General features: G+C 59.8%; 13 protein-coding genes. 6 read left to right on the forward strand and 7 right to left on the reverse strand.

The window, feature by feature from the left end:
• Positions 1 to 42: 42 nt before the first annotated feature.
• Positions 43 to 666, reverse strand: coding sequence for a GNAT family N-acetyltransferase (locus tag ACNJYD_RS23765; protein WP_439363501.1), 624 nt, complete (start codon positions 664 to 666; stop codon positions 43 to 45).
• Between the two features lie 132 nt (positions 667 to 798).
• On the opposite strand from ACNJYD_RS23765, the gene ACNJYD_RS23770 reads away from it, so the two are divergent.
• The 3 genes from ACNJYD_RS23770 to ACNJYD_RS23780 all read left to right on the forward strand — a co-directional run bounded on the left by ACNJYD_RS23770 (position 799) and on the right by ACNJYD_RS23780 (position 7,878).
• Complete coding sequence (locus ACNJYD_RS23770) at positions 799 to 2,673, forward strand: HAD-IIIC family phosphatase (RefSeq protein ID WP_439363502.1); 1,875 nt, start codon at positions 799 to 801, stop codon at positions 2,671 to 2,673.
• Entirely contained in the window at positions 2,660 to 2,902 is a 243-nt protein-coding gene (locus ACNJYD_RS23775; protein ID WP_172789646.1) for an acyl carrier protein, read from the forward strand. Before ACNJYD_RS23770 ends, ACNJYD_RS23775 begins: the two co-directional genes overlap by 14 nt.
• Positions 2,903 to 3,240: 338 nt before the next feature.
• Positions 3,241 to 7,878 carry a DUF4082 domain-containing protein gene (locus ACNJYD_RS23780; RefSeq protein WP_439363503.1) on the forward strand — a complete coding sequence of 1,546 codons (4,638 nt, stop codon included), beginning with the start codon at positions 3,241 to 3,243 and terminating at the stop codon, positions 7,876 to 7,878.
• Positions 7,879 to 8,031: 153 nt separating this feature from the next.
• On the opposite strand, the gene ACNJYD_RS23785 is transcribed toward ACNJYD_RS23780, so the two are convergent.
• The 4 genes from ACNJYD_RS23785 to ACNJYD_RS23800 form a co-directional block, all read right to left on the reverse strand.
• Positions 8,032 to 8,646, reverse strand: a complete 615-nt coding sequence (locus ACNJYD_RS23785; protein ID WP_439363504.1) for a transglutaminase-like cysteine peptidase — start codon at positions 8,644 to 8,646, stop codon at positions 8,032 to 8,034.
• Positions 8,647 to 9,470: 824 nt separating this feature from the next.
• Positions 9,471 to 10,784, reverse strand: a complete 1,314-nt coding sequence (locus ACNJYD_RS23790) for an HlyD family type I secretion periplasmic adaptor subunit (protein ID WP_172784609.1) — start codon at positions 10,782 to 10,784, stop codon at positions 9,471 to 9,473.
• Positions 10,781 to 12,715: a type I secretion system permease/ATPase gene (locus tag ACNJYD_RS23795; RefSeq protein ID WP_271500833.1), complete on the reverse strand. Its 1,935-nt coding sequence runs from the start codon at positions 12,713 to 12,715 to the stop codon at positions 10,781 to 10,783. The genes ACNJYD_RS23790 and ACNJYD_RS23795 overlap by 4 nt, the downstream gene beginning before the upstream one ends.
• A gap of 92 nt (positions 12,716 to 12,807) precedes the next feature.
• Positions 12,808 to 15,435, reverse strand: a complete 2,628-nt coding sequence (locus tag ACNJYD_RS23800) for an Ig-like domain-containing protein (RefSeq protein WP_439363505.1) — start codon at positions 15,433 to 15,435, stop codon at positions 12,808 to 12,810.
• Between the two features lie 737 nt (positions 15,436 to 16,172).
• Here ACNJYD_RS23800 and ACNJYD_RS23805 point away from each other — a divergent pair.
• Complete coding sequence (locus ACNJYD_RS23805; RefSeq protein WP_439363506.1) at positions 16,173 to 17,138, forward strand: class I SAM-dependent methyltransferase; 966 nt, start codon at positions 16,173 to 16,175, stop codon at positions 17,136 to 17,138.
• A 22-nt stretch (positions 17,139 to 17,160) separates the two neighbouring features.
• Here the strand turns inward: ACNJYD_RS23805 and ACNJYD_RS23810 are convergent, their stop codons facing one another.
• Complete coding sequence (locus tag ACNJYD_RS23810; RefSeq protein ID WP_172784607.1) at positions 17,161 to 17,997, reverse strand: right-handed parallel beta-helix repeat-containing protein; 837 nt, start codon at positions 17,995 to 17,997, stop codon at positions 17,161 to 17,163.
• Between the two features lie 21 nt (positions 17,998 to 18,018).
• On the reverse strand, positions 18,019 to 19,104 hold the full coding sequence (locus ACNJYD_RS23815) for a glycosyltransferase family 2 protein (protein ID WP_439363507.1): 1,086 nt from the start codon (positions 19,102 to 19,104) through the stop codon (positions 18,019 to 18,021).
• Between the two features lie 131 nt (positions 19,105 to 19,235).
• Here ACNJYD_RS23815 and ACNJYD_RS23820 point away from each other — a divergent pair, with 131 nt between their 5' ends.
• Positions 19,236 to 20,027 carry an FkbM family methyltransferase gene (locus ACNJYD_RS23820; protein ID WP_260383188.1) on the forward strand — a complete coding sequence of 264 codons (792 nt, stop codon included), beginning with the start codon at positions 19,236 to 19,238 and terminating at the stop codon, positions 20,025 to 20,027.
• Positions 20,024 to 21,295 carry a hypothetical protein gene (locus tag ACNJYD_RS23825; RefSeq protein WP_260383187.1) on the forward strand — a complete coding sequence of 424 codons (1,272 nt, stop codon included), beginning with the start codon at positions 20,024 to 20,026 and terminating at the stop codon, positions 21,293 to 21,295. The genes ACNJYD_RS23820 and ACNJYD_RS23825 overlap by 4 nt, the downstream gene beginning before the upstream one ends.
• Positions 21,296 to 21,397: the final 102 nt, after the last annotated feature.

Genomic DNA, 21,397 nt, shown 5'->3' on the forward strand with positions numbered 1-21,397 from the left:
GACGGGCGGCGTCGAACGGAATCTGGCCGGTTGCTCCGACAGTTAACTTTCTCGTGCATCGAGGAGCAGCGCCGACCAGACCTGTTTTAGCCGTGGATAGTCTGCGCGCGACATCCGAAACGTAATCACGTCGTCGCCGTTCCACCAAGCTTTCGGCGCAACCTTTTCAATCTGGAAGCCGAGGCGGATATGAAAGTTCTTCGCGGCCTTATTCCTGCTTTGAACGTTGGCCACGACGGCCGAAAGCCCCAGCTGCTCGAACGCGAATTCGAGTAAAAGGTCGAACATCTCTGCCAAAAAGAGGCGCGCGCCAGGATCGACGATCAACCGCGCAACTTCGCCCTGTCCCGCCGCGAAATCCAGGTTCGCAAGCGCGATGCTGCCAGCCGGCTTCTTCGAGCGCTTGAATTCGGCAATGAAATAGTAATCGTCCACTCTCGCCTGATATTTCCGGAAAAACTCTTCCTGCTGAGCCAAGGTCAGCTTCTCGCGGGTCAGGAACTTACCGAGAACGGGATCATTCCGCCAAGCGATGATTTGCGCGGAGTCCTCCAGCCGGACCTCTCGGAGAAGCAGGTTATTTCCTCCGGGAAGCTGCTTGAGATGCTCAGCCTTGGTGGAAAGCGTGCTTGGGCTCACCGGCTTCGGTCTGATATTCGCCACCATCTATTTATTACACCTAATAATGTGTAATTTAAATACATTTAATTGACCAGAACCTTATCATCATTTAATGTGAAGGACAATCAAATGATGCCGCTGTTCTGACGGAGGCTCGCCATTCTCGCTGCAGTACCCGTGCCGGACCGGCCCATCAATGATGCCGAACTCAAGTCCCGGGCGTTGTCGGGCGACGCCACGTTCTGGGGGCATCTTGTCGCCCGCTCGCGGCAAGCGACGAGCTTCTCCGAGCTGTTCTTTCTGTCGACGCTTCGAAAAAAGGCGAAGCTTTATGCACCCGAAAGCGTCCAGCCAAGACTCCGCCTCGCCCTGATAGGCGGCTACAACCTTTATCCGTTGCACGAACTGGTTGAACATCTCCTGGCCATTCGTGGGATCGAGTGCGAACGTTTCCTCGGCGAGTACGATAATTTCGTCTCGGAGATCCTTGACGGCTCGAGCTCACTGTACGCCTTCAGGCCGGATCTCGCCTTCATACTGCCGAACGCGAGCCACTCCCGGTTTTCCGGCTCGCTCCTCGATGCCGTCGAACATCAGCGCGAAGCCGCAGTCCGCGCCGCCGAGCACCTCCTCAACCTCGCGCAGACTTTCACCGCGCGCTCCGGTGCGGCGGCGATCCTCGCCAACCTTGCGCTGCCCGGCGACCTCGATCTCGGCTCGTTTCGTTCACGCACGCTTGGCACCGACTGGAGTTTCCGAAAGGCGGTCAATCTCGAGCTCGGGCTTCGGGCCCCAGCTGAAGTGCAGATCTGCGACGTCGAGTTCCTCTCGGCGCGCCGGGGGATCTCAGCCGCGGCGGATGCGCGCGCGTGGTATGAATCGAAGCAGCTCGGCTCACCTGACTTTCTCGTCGACATTGCGCAAGAGCTAAGCCATCTGATCGCCTCCCGGAAGCAGGGCCCCAAGAAGGTCCTGGCAATCGACCTCGATCACACGCTATGGGGCGGCGTGATCGCGGAAGACGGTATCGAGGGAATCGAGCTTGGCGACTCGTCCCCCCGCGGTGAAGCTTTCAAGGCTTTCCAGAGATACCTGCTTGGACTTTCCCAACGCGGCGTCCTGCTTGCCGTATGCAGCAAGAACGACCATGCACGCGCAATCCAGGTATTCGAGAAGCATCCTGAGATGGTTCTCCGGCTGGAGCACTTCGCGGCCTTCAAAGCCAATTGGGACCCGAAGTCCGACAACCTGCAGAGGATCGCGGAGGAACTCCGCCTTGGCCTGGACAGCTTCGTGTTTGCCGACGACAACCCGGCGGAAATCGAGATCGTGCGCCAGTTTCAGCCCTTGGTTACAGGTGTACTCCTCGGGCCGGACCCCGCCGAATTCATCGTTCGCATCCAGGCCGGACGTCATTTCGAGCCACGGACCGTCACCGAGGAGGATCTCGAACGGACGGCGCAGTACAGGCAAGAACGGCGACGTACGGAGCTCGCAGCGAGCGTAACCGACATGCCTGCCTACCTCGCCTCGCTCGAGATGCGAGGCACGATCAAAGAGTTCGACTCGCTCGACGTTCCCCGCATCGCCCAGCTGATCGCGCGCAGCAACCAGTTCAACCTGACGACGATCCGTCGGTCCGAGACTGAGATCCAGGCACTCCTAGGAAGGCTGGACTACCGGTGCTTCACGATGCGGCTCGAGGATAGGTTCGGTGATTCCGGGCTCATCTCCGTAGTCATTGCAAAGATCGAGGACGGCGTCTTCGTTCTCGATACCTGGCTCATGAGCTGCCGCGTGCTGAAGCGCCAGGTCGAGGACGAGATCATGAACGAGATTTTTCGGCTCGCAGAGGTGGCTGGTTGCACGACAGTACGCGGCATTTATCTTCCGACAACCAAGAACGGTATCGTCGCGGAAATTTACGAGGAGTTTGGTTTCGCGCGTACGGAAGACTCCACAGCCCGAAAAGTGTTCGAGCTGGAGGTGAGGAAGTATCAGTTGCGTTCGACAAAGATAGATGTGGCCCGGAGAGCTTATGATGCAGGCTGAAGTATTAGCGAAGTTGCAGGAGGTATTCGACGGCATCTTCCTCGAGAAGGTCGCGGCCACGCCCGAGCTCTCGGCGGCGGATGTCGACGAATGGGACTCGCTCATGCAGATCTCGCTCGTGATCGCCGTCGAGCAGAAGTTTCGCGTCCGCTTTCGCATTGGCGAGGTCGAGGCGGCGCGGAACCTGGGTGAGCTCGCCGACCTGATCGCGAAGCGGATGGAACCATAAAAGGTGGACCTCGAGGGTAAAACGCGGGAATACGTGGCGTAGCGCCGCTTTTGGTGTCTCGCACCCCAATCTGTCGGCGTACTCCGCACCGCTTCGCAAAGCCGCCCCGGCGACCGCTCGTCTGAGAGCGAGCGGACGCCCGCCAACCAGCTTTTCTTGAGTAGAGGCCGACAGCGACTACATCCTTCAAGAGAAATTGACATCCGTGCTCACGCTGGCTGCTTCCCAAGTGCAATAAAGAATGAGACACATTTAATCTTAATTTGGTTTAAATGCACTGTCTGCCGTTTGGTTTGTAAATCACCAAGTTCGGGAATTCGACTGCGCGGGAGAACAAAATGGCGAGTTTGTTCACCACCCAGACGCCGGCTAACACCAATGCCACCGACGGGACTGGGGCCGATTATGAGCTGGGGATGCGCTTCACAGCTGATGCCTCCGGCGTGATCGAGGCGATCCGGTACTACAAGGCTGCGAACGAGACCGGCACCCATATCGGCCACATCTGGTCGGCCACGGGCCAGCAGCTGGCGACCGTCACGTTCACCAACGAAAGCACATCAGGCTGGCAGCAGCAGGCGCTGGCCACGCCGCTCACCATCGCGGCCGGCACGACCTACGTGGTCTCGGTCAACATCAACAGCTACTACGTCTCCACCACCCAGGGCTTCGCGTCGGGCATCAGCAATGGCGGCCTGAATTCGCCCGTTGGCGCCGGCGTGTTCGACTACAGCGCGGGTGTCTTCCCCACCAACGTCTATCAGAATGCAAACTATTTCCGCGACGTCGTGTACACTGCCGGTTCGAAGAAGCCGAACAATCACCCGGGTACGGTGAGCGTCAGCGGGACCCCGACGCAGAACCAGACTTTGACCGCGACCGTGAGCGATGCCGATGGCGTGCCGGCCTCCGTCACCTATCAATGGCAGCAAAGCACGAACGGCACCACGTGGAGCAACATCACGGGCGCCACGGCGAGCACACTGACCCTCGGGCAAGCCCAGGTCGGCAGCTTCGTACGTGTCACCGCCATCTACACGGACCAGCTGGGCAGCAGCGAGACCCCGGTGAGCGCTGCGACCGCCACCAAAGTGGCCAATGTCAACGACGTCGGTGTCGTCACGATCAACGGCACGGCGACCCAGAACCAGACGCTGACGGCCAGCGTCACGGATCCCGACGGCGTCCCGGCAAACATCACCTATCGCTGGCAGAGCAGCCCCGACGGCACCACCTGGACCAATCTGTCCGCCACGACCGCGAGCCTCACCCTCGACAGCAGCCTGGTCGGCAAGCGGATCCGGGTGAATGCCACCTATACAGATCTGCTCAGCACCAACGAGAACGCAACCAGCGCGGCCACGGCGATCGTTGCAGCCGCCAGTGCCACCACCACCCTGTTCACCACCCAGACGCCGGCCAACACCAATGCCACCGACGGAATTGGGGCGGATTATGAGCTGGGGATGCGCTTCACCGCCGACACGTCCGGCGTGATCCAGGCGATCCGGTACTACAAGGCTGCGAACGAGACCGGTACCCATATCGGCCACATCTGGTCGGCCACGGGCCAGGAGCTGGCGACCGTCACGTTCACCAACGAAAGCACATCAGGCTGGCAGCAGCAGGCGCTGGCCACGCCGCTCACCATCGCGGCCGGCACGACCTACGTGGTCTCGGTCAACATCAACAGCTACTACGTCTCCACCACCCAGGGCTTCGCGTCCGGCATCAGCAACGGCGGCCTGAACGCGCCCGTCGGCGCTGGCGTGTTCGACTACAGCGCGGGTGTCTTCCCCACCAACGTCTATCAGAATGCAAATTACTTCCGCGACGTCGTGTTCGCTGCGAGCTCCTCGACGCCCAACAATCACCCAGGTACGGTGAGCGTCGGCGGGACCCCGACGCAGAACCAGACTTTGACTGCGACCGTGAGCGATGCCGATGGCGTGCCGGCCACCGTCACCTATCAATGGCAGCAAAGCACGAACGGCACCACGTGGAGCAACATCACGGGCGCCACGGCGAGCACACTGACCCTCGGGCAGGCCCAGGTCGGCAGCTTCGTACGTGTCGCCGCCATCTACACGGACCAGCTGGGCAGCAGCGAGACCCCGGTGAGCGCTGCGACCGCCACCAAAGTGGCCAATGTCAACGACGTCGGTGTCGTCACGATCAATGGCACGGCGACCCAGAACCAGACGCTGACGGCCAGCGTCACGGATCCCGACGGCGTCCCGGCAAACATCACCTATCGCTGGCAGAGCAGCCCCGACGGCACCACCTGGACCAATCTGTCCGCCACGACCGCGAGCCTCACCCTCGACAGCAGCCTGGTCGGCAAGCGGATCCGGGTGAATGCCACCTATACAGATCTGCTCAGCACCAACGAGAACGCAACCAGCGCGGCCACGGCGATCGTTGCAGCCGCCAGTGCCACCACCACCCTGTTCACCACCCAGACGCCGGCCAACACCAATGCCACCGACGGAATTGGGGCGGATTATGAGCTGGGGATGCGCTTCACCGCCGACACGTCCGGCGTGATCCAGGCGATCCGGTACTACAAGGCCTCGAACGAGACCGGCACCCATGTCGGCCACATCTGGTCGGCCACGGGCCAGCAGCTGGCGACCGTCACGTTCACCAACGAAAGCACATCGGGCTGGCAGCAGCAGGCGCTGGCCACGCCGCTCACCATCGCGGCCGGCACGACCTACGTGGTCTCGGTCAACATCAACAGCTACTACGTCTCCACCACCCAGGGCTTCGCGTCCGGCATCAGCAACGGCGGCCTGAACGCGCCCGTCGGCGCCGGCGTCTTCGACTACAGCGCGGGCGTCTTCCCCACCAACGTCTATCAGAATGCAAACTATTTCCGCGACGTCGTGTTCGCCCCGTCCAACGTCATCGCTCTGCTCAACACTTCCACGATCTACGTCAGTGAAGCGGCCGGCACCGTCACTGTCACCGTCACCCGCTCCGGCGACCTCCAGTCTCAAAACACCGTTGAGTACACGACGAACGAAGTCGGTGCAGGCGGAAGTGCGACGGCTGGATCGGACTTTATCCAGCCCACCTTCAATGGTCGGGCGAACACCGGCCAGATCGTGTTCCAACCGGGAGAGAGCACCAAGAGCTTCACCATCCCCATCGTCAACGATCAACTGACCGAGGGCAACGAAACGTTCGCTGTCGGACTTCAAAATCCCGGCTCCGGATCCCTCGGAGCTCCACGCACTGTGCTCGTGACCATCATCGACGACGACTCACCCGCTACAATCGCAATGGCTGACGTTGTGCTGAGTGTTGCAGAGACTAGTCCGACCGCGACGATCACGCTGCTGCGCAGCGGGCCCGTCAATCAAGCAGCAACGGTCGGCTTCACGACGAGCAGCGGCAGCGCACTCGCGGGATCCGATTACACGACCACATCAGGCACGGTGACCTTTGCCGCCGGACAGGCGAGCCAGACCATCTCTGTGCCGATCGTCAATGATACGACTCCGGAGAACGACGAAACCTTCACCGTCACCTTGAGCAACCCGACGGGCGCCACTCTCGGATCCCAGGCGACGACGACAGTGAAGATCCTGGATAATGACAACCCCGCTCTCGGCAACCTGGTGGGCGAGACAGCGGTGACGGGTCTGAACCAGCCTGCGGCGATGGACTGGACGCCCGACGGCCGCTACATGCTGATCGCGCAGAAGGACGGGGTGGTGCGCGTGGTGGACAACGGCACATTGCGATCGACTCCGCTCATCAACCTCGCGAGTGAGGTGAACGATTTCGGCGATCGCGGGCTGCTGGGAATCGCGGTGAATCCGAATTTCGCAAGTAACCACTACGTCTACCTGCTCTACACCTATGATCCGCCCGAGACGGCGACCCAGAGCGGTCTCGCGGCGGCCGATGGGGGCGGCAACCGACCCAGTCGTCTGGTGAGAGTCACCGTCGACCCCACCACAATGATTGCCGATCCAGCCAGTAAAGTGGTGCTGGTCGGCAAGAACAGCGTATGGGCCTATACCAGCCGTCCCGACGCAAACAGCGGAGGTGATCCCAGCATCGCTCCTTCCGGGATCGTCAACGGCACCACAATCACGGCTCCCGTGAGCCAGATCGAGACAGGAGCGCAGGACAACGATCCCGACAGGTCCGGCATCCAGAACCAGAACATCCGTGATTATCTTGCGACCGACAGCGACTCGCATTCGATCGGTGCCGTTCATTTCGGGCCCGACGGTTACCTCTACCTCACGGTCGGGGATGGCACGTCGTACAACTTCGTCGATCCCCGCGCAGTGCGGGTCCAGGACATCCACAATCTCTCGGGCAAGCTCTTGCGGATCGATCCCGTCACGGGTGAGGGAGCGCCGGGCAATCCGTATTATCAGGCCAGCGATCCAAACAGCAATCAATCGAAAGTGTTCTACTACGGTGTCCGCAACGCCTACCGCTTCAGCTTCGATCCCGTCACGAATCTGCCTGTGCTTGGAGACGTCGGCTGGAACAATTGGGAAGAGATCGATACCGGTCCCGCCGGCTCCAATTTCGGATGGCCCTACTTTGAAGGTCCGGACAGAACAGCCAGCTATCAGAATCTCGCTCAGGCGATCACCTTCTACAACAATGGCAACCGCAACAATTTGTCCGATCCGCCTGCCGTGTTCCCGATCCTGCCTCTCAGCCACGGGGCACCAGACAATGCCCATGTGATCACCGCGGGAGACTTCTACAATCAGAACACGATGTTCTTCGATGACGTCTACAATGGAACGATCTTCGCCGCGACATTGAATGCGAGCCGCCAGGTCGCAACCGTCCAGTTGGTGGACACCGTGCCGGGCATTGTAGATCTGCAGAAGGGGCCCGACGGCTGGCTCTACGGCGCCGACATATACGACGGCACGATCCGACGTTGGGTGGACCCCTCGGCCGCCCCCAACGCGCTGGGCCTCGCGGCGTCATGATGGCGGGCGCGCCTGGAGAAGGTGCAGCTTGAAAGACTTGTGTAGGTCAACGGGGCACGACAGAGCCGTTGCCAACACCGCACTTGCACGCTTGGCTCAGGCGTCCCGCCGGCGCAGCCCAGCGTGATTCGGGCGGTATGGCAGGAGGCATGCTCAAGCTCCCAGGCGGCCAATCGTCGCCCACATCCGGCTATCGCTCGGCATCTGCATGCGGACCCAGCCGTATGGCACTTGCGACCAGGACTTGATCTCGGGCGTCAGATTATCGAGGACCAGATCGCCGCTCCTGGCGCGCACCACCAGCACAAGGTGATGATCTCCAGAATTGGTGACCACCTCGCTCAATAACAGGACCCGCGCCGGCCAGCCGCGTTGCAGCAGTTCGTGACGCTTGCTTACTGCATAGTCGTTGCAATCACCGCGATCGGGGTTGACGATCCACTCCTCACCCGCAAGGCCGAGTTGATTGGGCTGCGGAACAATGGCGCGGTTCACGGCGCGATTGACTGCTTTCAGCTCTGCCCATCGTTCCCTCGTCAACCGGACCGGCCCGCCGCGGAAGAAGCGGCGCGGGCGACATTCGGCGTGATAGCGCAGGCAAAACACCGTGTAAGTGAGGGGCGGAAGAGCGGGGCGCCCCAGCTCGATATGCGCAAGGTCCGCTTGGGAGGCCCTTGGCATGACCAGCAATGCCGCACGCGCCCACTGAACGCCACCGATCACAATTGCTATGGCTGCCGCGATGACCGGGCCCGAGGTTCGCTGCATCTGCGGATCCCCCTCCGTACGCCAAACCGTGTCGGGTCCACCCCGGCGCGCGCCGAGTCACACAAAACGATTTAATGCATCGTTTATAATTCAAATATATTTAAATGACAATAAATATTAAATAAGCCACCGACCGCGAGTACACAGCAGTGACACTGGGGGAAGACGAGCAGAATGAATGAAGGGGATGGAGCGAGACGGCCTCAATCGACGCCCAGTTGTTCTCGGCGAGAGTCGTTGACGTGCGGCGCGCCCCAAGTCGCGCTCTGTGCACCGGTGGACAATTATTTGCCACCAAATATTTTTAATCATTGCTTTAAATCATTATGCGCGCCAAACGGGCCTTCTCGAACAGGACCTCATTCGCATGCCGGTCGAGCTACTCGTCATTCTGGGAGCTGAAGCTTCCATACTCGGCTTCGTCGTCGCCATGACCCTGCATGCCAAGCGAATGGACGTTCTGAGCGGACGATCGTTCGAGCGCCCCATCGTCCCGCATGGAGGGAACGGGCAACCACCGCGCTCGCCCGATCGAAAGGTACGCAATTTAGTGGGGTTGACCGCGAGGTGGGCGATCTCGTCACGTTCGTTCCACCGGATTTGTCACGGCGCGCCGATCGCCCAAATGCTACGGCGGATCCTTCAAATCGGAGTGCAGACGCGGGTCCGGTTTGGGACGCGCGCGCGTCGGGCCGACACGCCCGCCCCTCGTGCTTGCGACCGTCCGGCCTTGCTTTCAGGAACTGGTCGCAACACCGACGCCCAGGGAAAGGGCGCCGGTCCCGAAAACATGCAGTCGAGCGCTGCTGCCATCTTGCACGAGCTCAGCGCTCCTTGAACGCCCGCCCCGCCTGGTCCTGCAGCGGCTTGAGCAAGTATGAAAGCGCGGTCCGCCCTGCCGTCTTGATGAAGACCTCGACGGGCATGCCGGGCAGCAACTTGGCCGAGCCGAGCTTCGCCAGCTCTTCCGGCTTCAGCAGGACGCGGCCTGTGTAGTAGCTGGTGCCGGCACGCTGATCCTGCGTGATGTCTGCCGAGACCATGCTGACCTCGCCATCGATTTCGGGCGTGGTTTTCTGGTTGAATGCTGCAAAGCGCATTGTCGCGGTCTGCCCCACATAGACCTGGTCGATATCCTTCGGCGCGATCTTGACCTCGACCGCAAGCGAGTCCGCATCAGGGACGATCAGCATGATTTGCTCGCCGGGAGAGATCACCCCCCCAACCGTATGCACGCTGAGCTCGTGGACGCGACCGGATTGTGGCGCTCTGATATCGACGCGATTCAACTGATCCACCGCCGCAGTCTTGCGCTCGCCCAGCTCGGAGAGTTTCGAGCGCGTTTCAATCAAGTCCTTGCCGACCTCCGTCCGGAGGTCCTGGTCGATTTGAATGATCTGGAGTCCAATTTCGGAGATCTTGCCCTTCGACTGCGCGATCATCCCTGCAAGCTGGCTGCGCTCGCCCTCGATGCGGGCGGAGTCGCGCTCGAGGGAATTGAGCCGCGTGATCGGCACCAGATTCTTTTGCCAGAGGCTGCGTACGCCCTCCAGCTCCTGGCGGATGAATTCCACTTCCTTCTGCTTGGCCTCGGACTGCCCCGTATAGCCCTTAATCTCGTTTTCCAGCTGCGCGCTCTTCTCCTGCAACTGCGCTTTCTGGCCGCTCCTTGCCTGGCGGCGGAGGTCGAACAGCTTCCGCTCCGCAGTGATCGCACGGCTCGCCTCGGAGTTGCTCTCCTTGGCCCGGTCGAGCAGCACCTTGGGAAACACGACCTGCTCAGCACCATCGCGCTCGGTTTCGAGACGAGCCTGCCGCGCCAGCAGCTCATCGATGCTGTTGGTGACAATCGTCGCATTCGCGAGCGTCTGCGTCTGGTCGAGGCGGATCAAAACGTCGCCTGCATTCACCCTATCGCCCTGGCGCACACGCAGTTCTCCCACAATTCCGCCAGTGGCGTGCTGGACCTTCTTGACGCTCGAATCCACCACGACCACGCCCTGAGCGATGACCGCGCCAGACAACTGGGTCGTCGTCGCCCAGCCGCCGACCCCAAAGGTCACCAGAGCGAGCATGATCATTCCGACGATCATGTAACGTTGGATCGACTGCAACGCCGGCGCTACCTGACCGTTCATCGGCCGCCTCCTTGAGCTTCCGCGACGACCTTGAGCGGTACCGGATTCCGCAACACTCTCTTGAGAACCTCCTCTCGCTTGCCGAAGGACTGAACTCTGCCTTCGCCGAGGCACAAGACATGGTCCACACCTTCCAGCGCCTTCGGCCGATGCGCGACAACGGCCACGATCCCTCCGCGGCGCCGCACGTTCAGGATCGCCTCGGTCAGGGCCTCCTCGCCCTCCGCATCGAGATTGGAAGAGGGCTCATCAAGCACGACCAGGAAGGGTTTGCCGTAAAATGCGCGCGCAAGCCCGATACGCTGCCGCTGCCCCGCCGACAGCGCCAGCCCTCCCTCGCCGATCTTCGTGCTGTACCCGTCCGGCAGGGAGAGGACGAGCTCGTGTGCGCCCGCGGCATGAGAGGCTTCCAGAACAGCGGCGGCGGTTGCGTTCGGGTCGAAGCGCGCAATGTTCATCGCAATGCTGCCGTCGAACAATTCTACGTCCTGGGGCAGATAACCGATGTGCTTGCCGAGGGCGTCCGAAGACCAGTGCTCGAGGGCGGCGTTGTCGAGCCGGATCCTGCCGCGAATGCACGGCCACACCCCAACCAGCGCACGCGCCAGCGTCGACTTGCCGGATCCGCTCGGACCGATGATTCCGACTGCCTGCCCACTCCGCAGCTGGAATGACACTTCGCTGAGAGTGGGTCTCTCGGAGTTCGGAGCACCGATATAGAGGTTCTCGGCGGTAAGGGTTGCAACAGGCGCAGGCAATGCCAACCGCTCCTCCTCGTGAGGCAGAAGCTTCAGCAAGTGATCGAGCCGTTGCCCCGATTGTCGCGCGGCGACGAATCCCTTCCAGTTCGCAATGGCCATTTCGACAGGCGCAAGGGCCCGCGCGGTGAGGATCGATCCGGCAATGATGATGCCGGCCGTCGATTCCTGGTTGATGACGAGGACGGCGCCAACGGCAAGAACCAGCGATTGCAAGATCGCCCGGAAAATCTTCGAGGCACCACCGAGTCCGTTTGCGACATCGCTGGCCCGTTCATGGGCTGCGAGGTACTTCGCGTTGACATCCCGCCAACGCAAGGCCGCTTGTTGCCGCATGCCCATGGCCTGCAGAACTTCGGCATTGCGCCGTCCCTCGAGCGCGAGGGCAGTTCGCGAAACGGCGAGACGCGAGCTCGCCTTCGCTGGGCCTCGGGTACGCGTTTCCGTGAGCATCGTAATGCCGACCAGCACCAGCGCGCCAACCAGCGCGGTGACGCCAATCCAGAAGTGAAAGAAGAAGCAGACGCCGAGATAGATCGGCATCCAGGGCAGATCGAAGAGCGCCGTCGGCCCTCCGCTCGACAGGAAGCTGCGGACCTGATCGAGGTCCCGCACCGGCTGCAGGCCGTCGCCATCCGCTCTGGTCTTCAAAGGCAAGCGAACAAGCGCATCGAAGATGCGAATGCCGAGACTTTCATCGAAATACCGACCGACCCGGGAGCTAATCCTGCTCCGCACGAGATCGAGCCCGCCTTGAAACAGGTAAAGCACCGTCGCCAGAGCCATCAAGGCGACCAGAGTCGGTATGCTGCGTCCGGGCAGCACCCGATCATAGACTTGCAGCATGAAGAACGAGCCGGTGAGCATGAGTAGATTGCTCATGCCGCTGAAGGCCGCGAGTGCCCAGAAAATCCGGCGGCAAGACCGCAGGAAAGCGGACAACTCTGACTGCGACTCGTCATAGTGATCCTCTGGCCGGGGTCGACCAGCGAATATCCGTTGCCGCACCGCTTCGAGCAGGTCCTTTGCCCAGCCGATCAGCTGTGGCGTCTGCAGTTGAGCGTTTTCTGCCCGCTGCCGTCCGGCTGTCCAGAGTGCTGATATGTGAAGAAGTGGAATTCGATAGAGATTCGCGGGCGGGGGGAATACCCCCCGCCGTCCAAAGTCAATCATGGCTGCTGCCCTTGAACTACGCCATTGTTGGAAGATCCCCCAAGAGATCACCAAGGCAGTTGTTGAAGACTACTCTGTGTGGATGCCGTCCCTTACGCGAAGTGGAAGTCGTTGCTGGTCAACGCGCCGACCTTGGTGTTCTTCAGCGTAAGCGTATCGCTCCCCGTCGCGATCACGACATCGGTACCTGACTGGGTCGCGTGGGAGAGAACGCTGGCAAAACTGTCGAACACACTCTTGCTGAACTCGATCGTGTCGTGAGCAGGTCCGCGGGCAACGAAGCCCTTGATCACGTCGTTGCCGAAGTTCGCGCCAAACACGAAAGTGTCGGCCTGGCTGCTGCCAACGAAGGTGTCATCGCCGGACGTGCTCGTCAGAGTCGTGTTGCCCGGCGAAGCAATGAACGTACTGCCCGCAATGGGAGCGGTGCTATTGGTTGCAGTGGACGACGTAGCTACGCTGGAAGTACCGATCTGCCCGTCACTGTTCAGATCCTGATGGAAGCTGGTCTCCAGCGTCTTGAGGCCAGAGTCCGTACCCGAGACCGAGCCCCCCTCCGTGGAGCCGGTCAGGGAGCTGACATGGGAGACGTAGTTGCCGTTATTGTCGGTGTTCCACGCCGTGTACTGACCAGTGCTCGTCTCCTTCCAGGCAACTTGATAGCCCGTCGCCGTCTTCTCCGCACCAATGGGAGTCCAGGTGCCATCCGACCCGTTCACAAACTCCACACCGTTGTCCTTCAGCGTGGGGCCCGATCCGGTGCTGCCGTTGAGATAGTATTTGCCGCCACTCTCAACGAGACTTGTCACACCAGCCGATTCGATGACCTTGCCAGTCGTCGGCGTTGGCGATGTCGGGGTGGTTGCAGTAGAAGTACCGATCTGCCCATCACCGTTAAGATCCTGATGGAAGCTCGTCTCGAGCGACTTAAGGCCGGAGTCCGTACCCGACACCGAACCACCCGACGTGGAGCCGGTCAGGCTGTCGACATGGGACACGTAGTTGCCATTGTTGTCAGTATTCCACGCCGTGTACTGACCGGTGCTCGCCTCCTTCCAGACAACCTCATAGCCCGTCGCGGTCTTCTCAGCACCAATCGGTGCCCAGGTGCCATCCGACCCGTTCACAAACTCCACACCGTTATCCTTCAGCGTGGGGCCCGATCCGGTGCTGCCCTTGAGGTAATATTTGCCGCCGCTCTCAACGAGAGTTGTGGCGCCAGCTGACTCCACGACCGTGCCGGCAGTCGGCGACGAGGGTGACGTCGGCGAGGTCGGTGTGGCTGGCGCGGAGGTGCCGGTGATGCTGGCCGTGAAGGCGGTGGACGCCGCGCCGGTATTGCCTGCTGCGTCCGTTGCCGTCGCGGTAAGGCTATGCGAACCGGCCGCAAGGGCGCTGCTTGTATAGCTCCACCCGCCAGTGCTGCTTGCCGTCGCGGTCCCGATCTGGGTCGTGCCGTCGAACACCTTCACGACGCTGCTCGCTTCGGCACTGCCCGACATCACCACCTGATTGGCGGTGTTCACCGTATGGCCGGCAATGGTCGGTGCAGTCGGAGCCTTGGTATCGACGGTGATTGCCAACGCAGACGACGCCACGCTGGTCTGACCCGACGAACTGGTTGCCGTTGCGGTCAGCGTATGCTTGGCGTCGGTCAGGACCTTTGTGATGTAGTCCCAGGCGCCGCTCGAGTCCGCAGTGGTCGAACCGATCTGGGTCGCACCGTCGTAGAACTTGACGGTGCTGCCGGCAGCAGCGGATCCCTTGAGCTCGATCGTATTGTCGTTGGTGATCTTGTCGCCGGCGGTGCCGCTGTCGGTCGAGAACGACGCGATGATGGGAGCATCCGGCACAGTTGGCGCCGTCGAGCCCGAGCCGCTGTTCGCCGATGTGTTGAGGGTCGCGATAAGGCTCCCGCTGTCATCCACATTGCCGGTGTAAACTGGGGTGTTGCCGGTGAATGCGGTCGGGCCCCAATAACCTCCGCCCATGTGGTTGTTCGTGATCGAGACTCCCGTGACCGAACCGCCGTTGAACTGGGCCGAGCTGTAGATGTTGTAGCCACCACCATACAATAGATTGTTGTCGACAACGACGTTCGAGACAGGTCCGAAGTAATTGTCGATCATGATCGCTGCCGTTTGAGTGTGGTCGTTAATGACCGTGTTATGGCGGATCGTGATGTCGTAGTTTTTCCCGTCAATCGAGATACCGTCGTAGTGAGGCGATCCCGATGCGATCATGTCGTGGATGTAATTGTCCTGAATGAGGGTATTCCCTCCATCCACGCCGATCCCATTCTCAACGTTGTAGATGTTGTTGGCGATGAACGTTCCCTGACCCATGATTCCATAGTCGCCGTCGTTGCCCGAGCCGACGCCATTGATCTCATTGTGCTGGATCACCGCACCCGTTACCCCCGTCGCAACCCTCACGGCGTAGAACGCATCCGTCGTGACCTTGCAGTTCTCCAAGGTGACATTCGGAGCGTTGATGTAGACCGATCCATGGATGTCGAGGCCGCTGATCACGGCTCCCGCGGTATTGATGACGAGGTCCCCGTAGTAAGGAGTGAGGGTCACGCCCGCCGACACTCCAGTGTTCGTAGCATCAGGCCACGCAGTCGTCGTTGCCAAGATATTTTTCTCCTTCGCAGTTAAATCGAACGTGCAGCGCACGCAGGTGCGCCATCCCCAAAGGCGCGCCACGGCCGGTGTCATGCTCCATCGGCGGGGGCTTTTTTGGGACAAGATGGGGGCGCCACTTGGGTCATTTTTTGGGTGCAACGCGCGACCAAATTCAACGCGATTAAAAAAACCCGAAGTAACACCGCCATATAAGCCGCGACAGACTGCGAGTGTTCGCGCGTTGCCGCAAGAGCACACTGCCGACTTATTCACCTTTATCTTCGCAGACGGCAACGAGCGCGCAGCTTCTCATCGCCTCCTGGCATTTTCGCAATTTAATTGCGGATATATATTTTTAACAACTTCACCAAAGGCTCGCTTCAAAAAGACCGCCAGACCACGATTGGGTGGGAATCGATTCTCTCCGTTCGACGGATCTCGCGCGAACTCGTCAGCAGAGTTCTGCCGGGGACAGCGGAACACAGGCGCTCTTCTGAGGTGTGGCAGTCGAAGGCTGTCGAGGAGCTATTTGGAGGGAGATCAATTTCGGTTGCGTATCCGTAGCCCTTGAAGCGCGCGAGTCCTCATGCCCGGAAATCGATCGCCGCTGAGGCGAGGCTCGCCGCGTAGTCGCGACACGGCAACAAATGAGAATACAGCCATTCCCTCCCGGTGAAGACGCCGGTTTTCCACTGCCCTGGACGACCTCACATGCGAGCGATCTGGTCTGGACGGCGGAATGGCAATGGGCCACAATATTCTCGTGCATCGAAGTGGAGCCTTGCTAGGCCGAAGATTGTCCCATTTCTACAGATCGGAAGTGATGATCCATGCACTATTTCCGCGAGTCCGTTTACCGAGTACTCGATCTGATTTTGACGCCCGTCGTTCTACTTTTTGCTCCACTTGCAGTCCTCCTTGGTCGCCTCCGTGATCGAGCTCCCTTGTCGAGGTCAATCTGTGACAGATTTCAGTTCGCCATCGTGCGGCATCACTACTATGAGCCGATCGTTCTCGCGAAAGACCTGAAGCGCGACCTAGATCTTCCGCGAGAAATCGCCGGACTGGATCTAAACGAAGCAGCACAGCTTGAGCTGGTCGAGCAATTTAGGTACCGCGACGAACTGCTCAAAATTCCAACCGTTCAAAAGAAACCCGACGAATTCGGATACCACAACGGCTCGTTCGAGCCTGGAGACGCCGAATTTCTCTACAACATGATACGTCACTTCAAACCCAAACGGATCGTCGAGGTCGGGAGTGGCAATTCGACCCTCATGGCCCGCCTCGCGATAGAGGCGAACGGGAGGGACAGCCCGGGCTATCGATGCGAGCAGATCTGTATTGAACCGTTTGAGCAACCTTGGCTCGAATCAGCGGGTGTCACGGTCCTGAGAAGAAAGGTCGAGTGCTGCCCAGACAGCCTTTTTGAGGCGCTGGGAGAGAACGACATTCTCTTCATCGACTCCTCACACATCATTCGCCCGCAGGGCGACGTCCTGCACGAATACCTGCACGTACTCGGCCTCCTCCGTCCCAACGTGATCGTGCATGTCCACGACGTCTTCACGCCGCACGATTACCCTGCTCAATGGCTCCTTCGCGATCGCTGGCTATGGAATGAGCAATATCTCCTGGAGGCCTTCCTGAGTTTCAACGCACATTTCGAGATCATTGGCGCAGTTAACTGGCTTGCACGCAATCACAAGGCTAGGCTGAACAACGCATGTCCGGTTCTGATGCGCGAACCGTGGCGGGAGCCAGGATCATTCTGGTTCCGGCGTGTGGATAAATAGGCGACCTGAGGCCGCAGATGATCTACCGAGGACCAATGGTGCGCCCGGTCGCGCTATCTACGTTTTCCCGCCACACCGGGAGGTTTTTCACAATCGAACTATAGCCCCACCTCCCTCTGCCCATGCGATTCTTGGTGAACGAAACCCCCTCGACCGATCCGCCATTGAACTGCGCCGAGCTGTAAACCGTGTATCCACCGCCCATCAGCAGGTTGCCGTCGACTTCGATGTTGGAGATCGGTCCGAAATAATTGTCGATCATGACCGCGGATGTCTGCGTGTGCCTGTTGATGACCGTGTTGTGCCTGACAACGATGTTGGCGTTGCCGCCATCGATCGAAATGCCGTCATAGTGCGGAGAGCCGGACGCAAGGAGATCATGAATGTAGTTGTCCTGAATGAGCGTATCAGACCCAGACACACCGATTCCGTTCTCCACATTGTAGATGTTGTTTGCGATGAACGTACCCTGACCTACTATGCCATAGGAGCCATCATTGCCGGAGCCACCGCCGTTGATCTCACAGTTCTTGATCACTGTGCCAGTGACACCGGGCTCGATTCTCACGATGTAGAAGGAGGCGGAAGTCACCTTGGAATCGATCAGCGTTACGTTCGGTGCCTTGATATAGACGCGGCCTTCAATATCGAGGCCCGAAATCGTGACGCCGGCCTGGTCCGCTACAACGTCGCCGGAACGCGTTAGCTTGACATGCGGACGCACCCCCGTATTCGTAGGGTTGGGCCATTCGGCCGTGGGTATCGGGTCGCGCTCCGCCGCGCGCGCAACAATGTCGTCTTCCCCGGCGCTCACGACTAAAAGCAACAAGAGCGATTGAATGAAGATCGACCGTCGCATCCGCAGGTGCCCTTGCGTCCGTTATTGTGCCATCCGCTCCTTCGGCCGGCCCATCTCGCCTCTCAATCCAGCGACGAGCCCTTCGATCGCTGCACGGCTGTTGCTTGGGGCTCCCTGCAGTAAGAACCTGAGTGCATAAAGGACGGAGACCGCAACTCTAAGAGGCAGCGACCATGGGAAATGTCGGCGTACAAAGCGAACGCAGTTGCGGTGCTGGAGGTAAACGGAGAGCACTGGTATGGCCGATGAACCTTTGGCGGATCCCGTCGTGGTGCCGCGCTTGTGAACGACGATCGAGTCGGCGGCATAACCGAGTCCCAAATGTCTTGCGCGCAGTCCCCAATCCATATCCTCGTAAAACAGGAAATAGCTCTCATCCATGAGACCAATCCGTTCGATGCACCAGCGGGTCACATACATCGATGCCCCCGAAGGGCTATCCATCGCGTCTTCGACGGCCGCGGTGTTGCAGGATGCATTGAGAAGGTCTCCCAGGCCGATGGCAACGTCTCTCGCGGCCAGCTTCTGCCAGGAGAGCCCACCGCGGAATCTCACGTGATCCGCATCGAGGCTGTCGAGAATAGTGCTGCCCACCATTGCCTTTCGACCGGACTCCGCCCGTTTGTGTAGCGCGGCCAGGGCGGACTCGGTCGGCTGGGTATCTGGATTCAAGATCCAGATCGCCCGCCAAGTGGGAATTGCAGAGAGTGGGCGCAACCACGCATTTATCCCACCGGCATAGCCAAGATTGTCGGAGGCGCACGCAACCCAGACATTTGACGATCTCGCTCGCAGAACCAGGCGCTCCACGCCGGTAAATCGGCTGATGTTATCACCTATTCCGGTTCCGCGAGCCTCGCCCCGCAGGCAAGGGCCTCCCTCGCCGACCAGAGCTGAGACCAAGTGGTAATAGGCATCCTCGCCACCATTCTCGCAAATGAAGACGTCGAAGGCCGGCGAAGTGGTCGCACGGGACAATGCCAGTAGACATTCGACGATGTCATGCGGGTTGCGATAGCCAACGATAAGCACCGCGACCTCGGAAACGAGACTTTCCGCCAACCCATACGAGGCATCCATCTCGGTTGTTTTCAATCCGATCGCCATGGGAACTTCCACGTTGACATTTAAATTATTATATATATTCGATATCTTTAAATGCCACTTATTGCAATTGGATTTATTTTGTTTAATCTGACGCAGTGATTGCCGCGCAATGGGGCCGAGGTCCTATCCTGATGAATCTGAAGCCTTTTGCCCGTTTTGCATATGCAAACATCCCCGGCGTGGCGGCGGCGCGATTTGCCTTCAAGGACGCGGCGGCCTCATACCTCCCGAAACCCGAGTATAGGGGTGTCACGTGGACCGCCAGAGCAGATGGTCTGATTATCGATATCGGGGCGAACCGCGGACAAAGCATTCAGGCCTTCAAGAGGTTTAGACCACAATCGAGCATCGTCGCTTTCGAGCCGGAACCCCTCTCGGCCAAGCGGCTCAAGACTCGATTCTCCGAAGATCGGTCCATCTCGGTATTGCCTTACGCGCTGGGGGCCAGGCCGGGCACCATTACATTCTTCGTTCCATCATACGGTTGGTGGGCGTGCGATGGTATGGCGGCCACCTCCCGCGAGGCCGCGACCGAATGGCTGAGCGATTCCGGCCGCATGTACCGCTTCGATCAGTCCAAGTTGACCGTGGGCGAACACAGAATCGAATGTCGCACCCTCGATTCCTTTGCGATGGCACCCTCCCTGATCAAGGTGCACGCTCAGGGGGCCGAACTGGACATCCTGCGAGGATCAGTACACACGCTAGGCCGATACAAACCAGCACTGATGTGCGCATTTGCATCGGACGAGATTTCTCACTTCGTTTCCGACATCGGCTATCGGCCTTACGTCTTTCAGGATCGACGCTTCGTGAAGGGGCTGGCGCCGCGTTCAGTCACCTTCACGTGGTATTTGACTGACGATCACAGACGCCGCGCTCAGATCGAAACCGCATCGCCGGGCAAGGCGACCCTCTCATGAGCGTCACGGTTACAGGCGGCGAGTTCGGGCTGACGAGAACAGCCTCTCCGAGAGTTCCCGAGCGATGCAGTACGCTGCCGGCTTGGCTGCTGCTGATCGGACTCGTTCTGCCGGCGGCGCAAGTCCAGCTATACCTCGCCGATGCGAAATTGACGATTGGGCGGATCGGAATCCTGCTCCTCATAGTACCTGCGGTGGCAAGGCTAGTCAGGGCCGGTCGTCACATGCTCGCCTCGGACTATCTTGCATTCGGCGTGGCAACATGGATGTTCGCGGCAGCCTACTACACGAGCGGCCCGAGTGCGCTCTCGTCGACGGGCGCCGAGAGCCTCGAGTTTCTTGGGGGCTACCTTGTGGCGCGCGGCTTCTTCTTTGGCCCGGCGGCGATCTATAGCTTCATCCAACCATTCAGGATCGTGACTGCTTACGTCGTCCTGCTGGCGCTCTTCGATAACCTTTCGGGCCGGCTCATTGTTCAAGAAGCGTTTTCTGCCGCTTTCGGCGGCCAAGCGCCACTCTCGCCCGACTTCAGGCTGTACTGGGTAAGAGCTGCCTCGACGTTTGACCACCCAATTCTGCTGGGCACCTACTGCACCGTTGCTTGCGGCATCTTTCTGTTTTCGGAGCAACGCCCGTTGTCAAAACTGCTCTGGGCGGGACTTTGTGTTTTCGGCTGCCTCTTGTCGTTGTCCTCCGCGCCCCTTTTGTCGTGTCTCATTGTCCTGATGCTCTACCTCTATAATGCGGCACTGAAGGAATATTCCGGGCGTTGGTCCGCGCTCCAGATGTGTCTCGCTACCATCGTTGTCGTGATAATGGCCGTCGCCAATCACCCGCTTGGCTGGATCATCTCGCACCTGACCTTCGATCCAGTGTCGGGGTACTTTCGAATGTTGATCTGGGACGCGGCCACCCAAAAGATCATGGAGTCTCCTCTCACCGGATACGCGTTCGACCGACTCAATCACGACATTCTCGATACCACCATCGATTCTGTGTGGCTGGTATTCGCGCTCCGGTTCGGACTTCCGATGATTTTCCTTCTTGCCCTGACAAATATGGCGAGCGTCCTGCCGGTAAAACGCCGCTTCAACGGCGTCATGGAGGATCCCAGCGCGCCAACTCTGCGCATCGCCTTCACCATCGCGGTGGTGATGCTCATGTTCACCGGGCTAACGGTTCATTACTGGAACTACCTCTGGATATTCTGGGGAGTTTGCATCGGCATCAGGGCGTCGCTGCGCGAGTTCTCGATGTACCAGGCTTGAACCCGGCAAACGCGCCAGAATGTTCTCGCGGCAGCACCGTGAGCCGTTTGCGATCGGCGCGTTGAATGCCGATCTTGACGCATCCCAGAAGCTCGGAGCCGA

This window comes from Bradyrhizobium sp. SPXBL-02, from assembly GCF_051853065.1.
GTDB lineage: Bacteria > Pseudomonadota > Alphaproteobacteria > Rhizobiales > Xanthobacteraceae > Bradyrhizobium.

Coding starts and splice junctions, on each gene's coding strand:
- ACNJYD_RS23765 (WP_439363501.1), bottom strand. CDS start 666: ATGGTGGCGAATATCAGACCGAAGCCGGTGAGCCCAAGCACGCTTTCC.
- ACNJYD_RS23775 (WP_172789646.1), top strand. CDS start 2,660: ATGATGCAGGCTGAAGTATTAGCGAAGTTGCAGGAGGTATTCGACGGC.
- ACNJYD_RS23780 (WP_439363503.1), top strand. CDS start 3,241: ATGGCGAGTTTGTTCACCACCCAGACGCCGGCTAACACCAATGCCACC.
- ACNJYD_RS23785 (WP_439363504.1), bottom strand. CDS start 8,646: ATGCAGCGAACCTCGGGCCCGGTCATCGCGGCAGCCATAGCAATTGTG.
- ACNJYD_RS23790 (WP_172784609.1), bottom strand. CDS start 10,784: ATGAACGGTCAGGTAGCGCCGGCGTTGCAGTCGATCCAACGTTACATG.
- ACNJYD_RS23795 (WP_271500833.1), bottom strand. CDS start 12,715: ATGATTGACTTTGGACGGCGGGGGGTATTCCCCCCGCCCGCGAATCTC.
- ACNJYD_RS23800 (WP_439363505.1), bottom strand. CDS start 15,435: ATGACACCGGCCGTGGCGCGCCTTTGGGGATGGCGCACCTGCGTGCGC.
- ACNJYD_RS23805 (WP_439363506.1), top strand. CDS start 16,173: ATGCACTATTTCCGCGAGTCCGTTTACCGAGTACTCGATCTGATTTTG.
- ACNJYD_RS23810 (WP_172784607.1), bottom strand. CDS start 17,997: ATGCGACGGTCGATCTTCATTCAATCGCTCTTGTTGCTTTTAGTCGTG.
- ACNJYD_RS23815 (WP_439363507.1), bottom strand. CDS start 19,104: ATGGCGATCGGATTGAAAACAACCGAGATGGATGCCTCGTATGGGTTG.
- ACNJYD_RS23820 (WP_260383188.1), top strand. CDS start 19,236: ATGAATCTGAAGCCTTTTGCCCGTTTTGCATATGCAAACATCCCCGGC.
- ACNJYD_RS23825 (WP_260383187.1), top strand. CDS start 20,024: ATGAGCGTCACGGTTACAGGCGGCGAGTTCGGGCTGACGAGAACAGCC.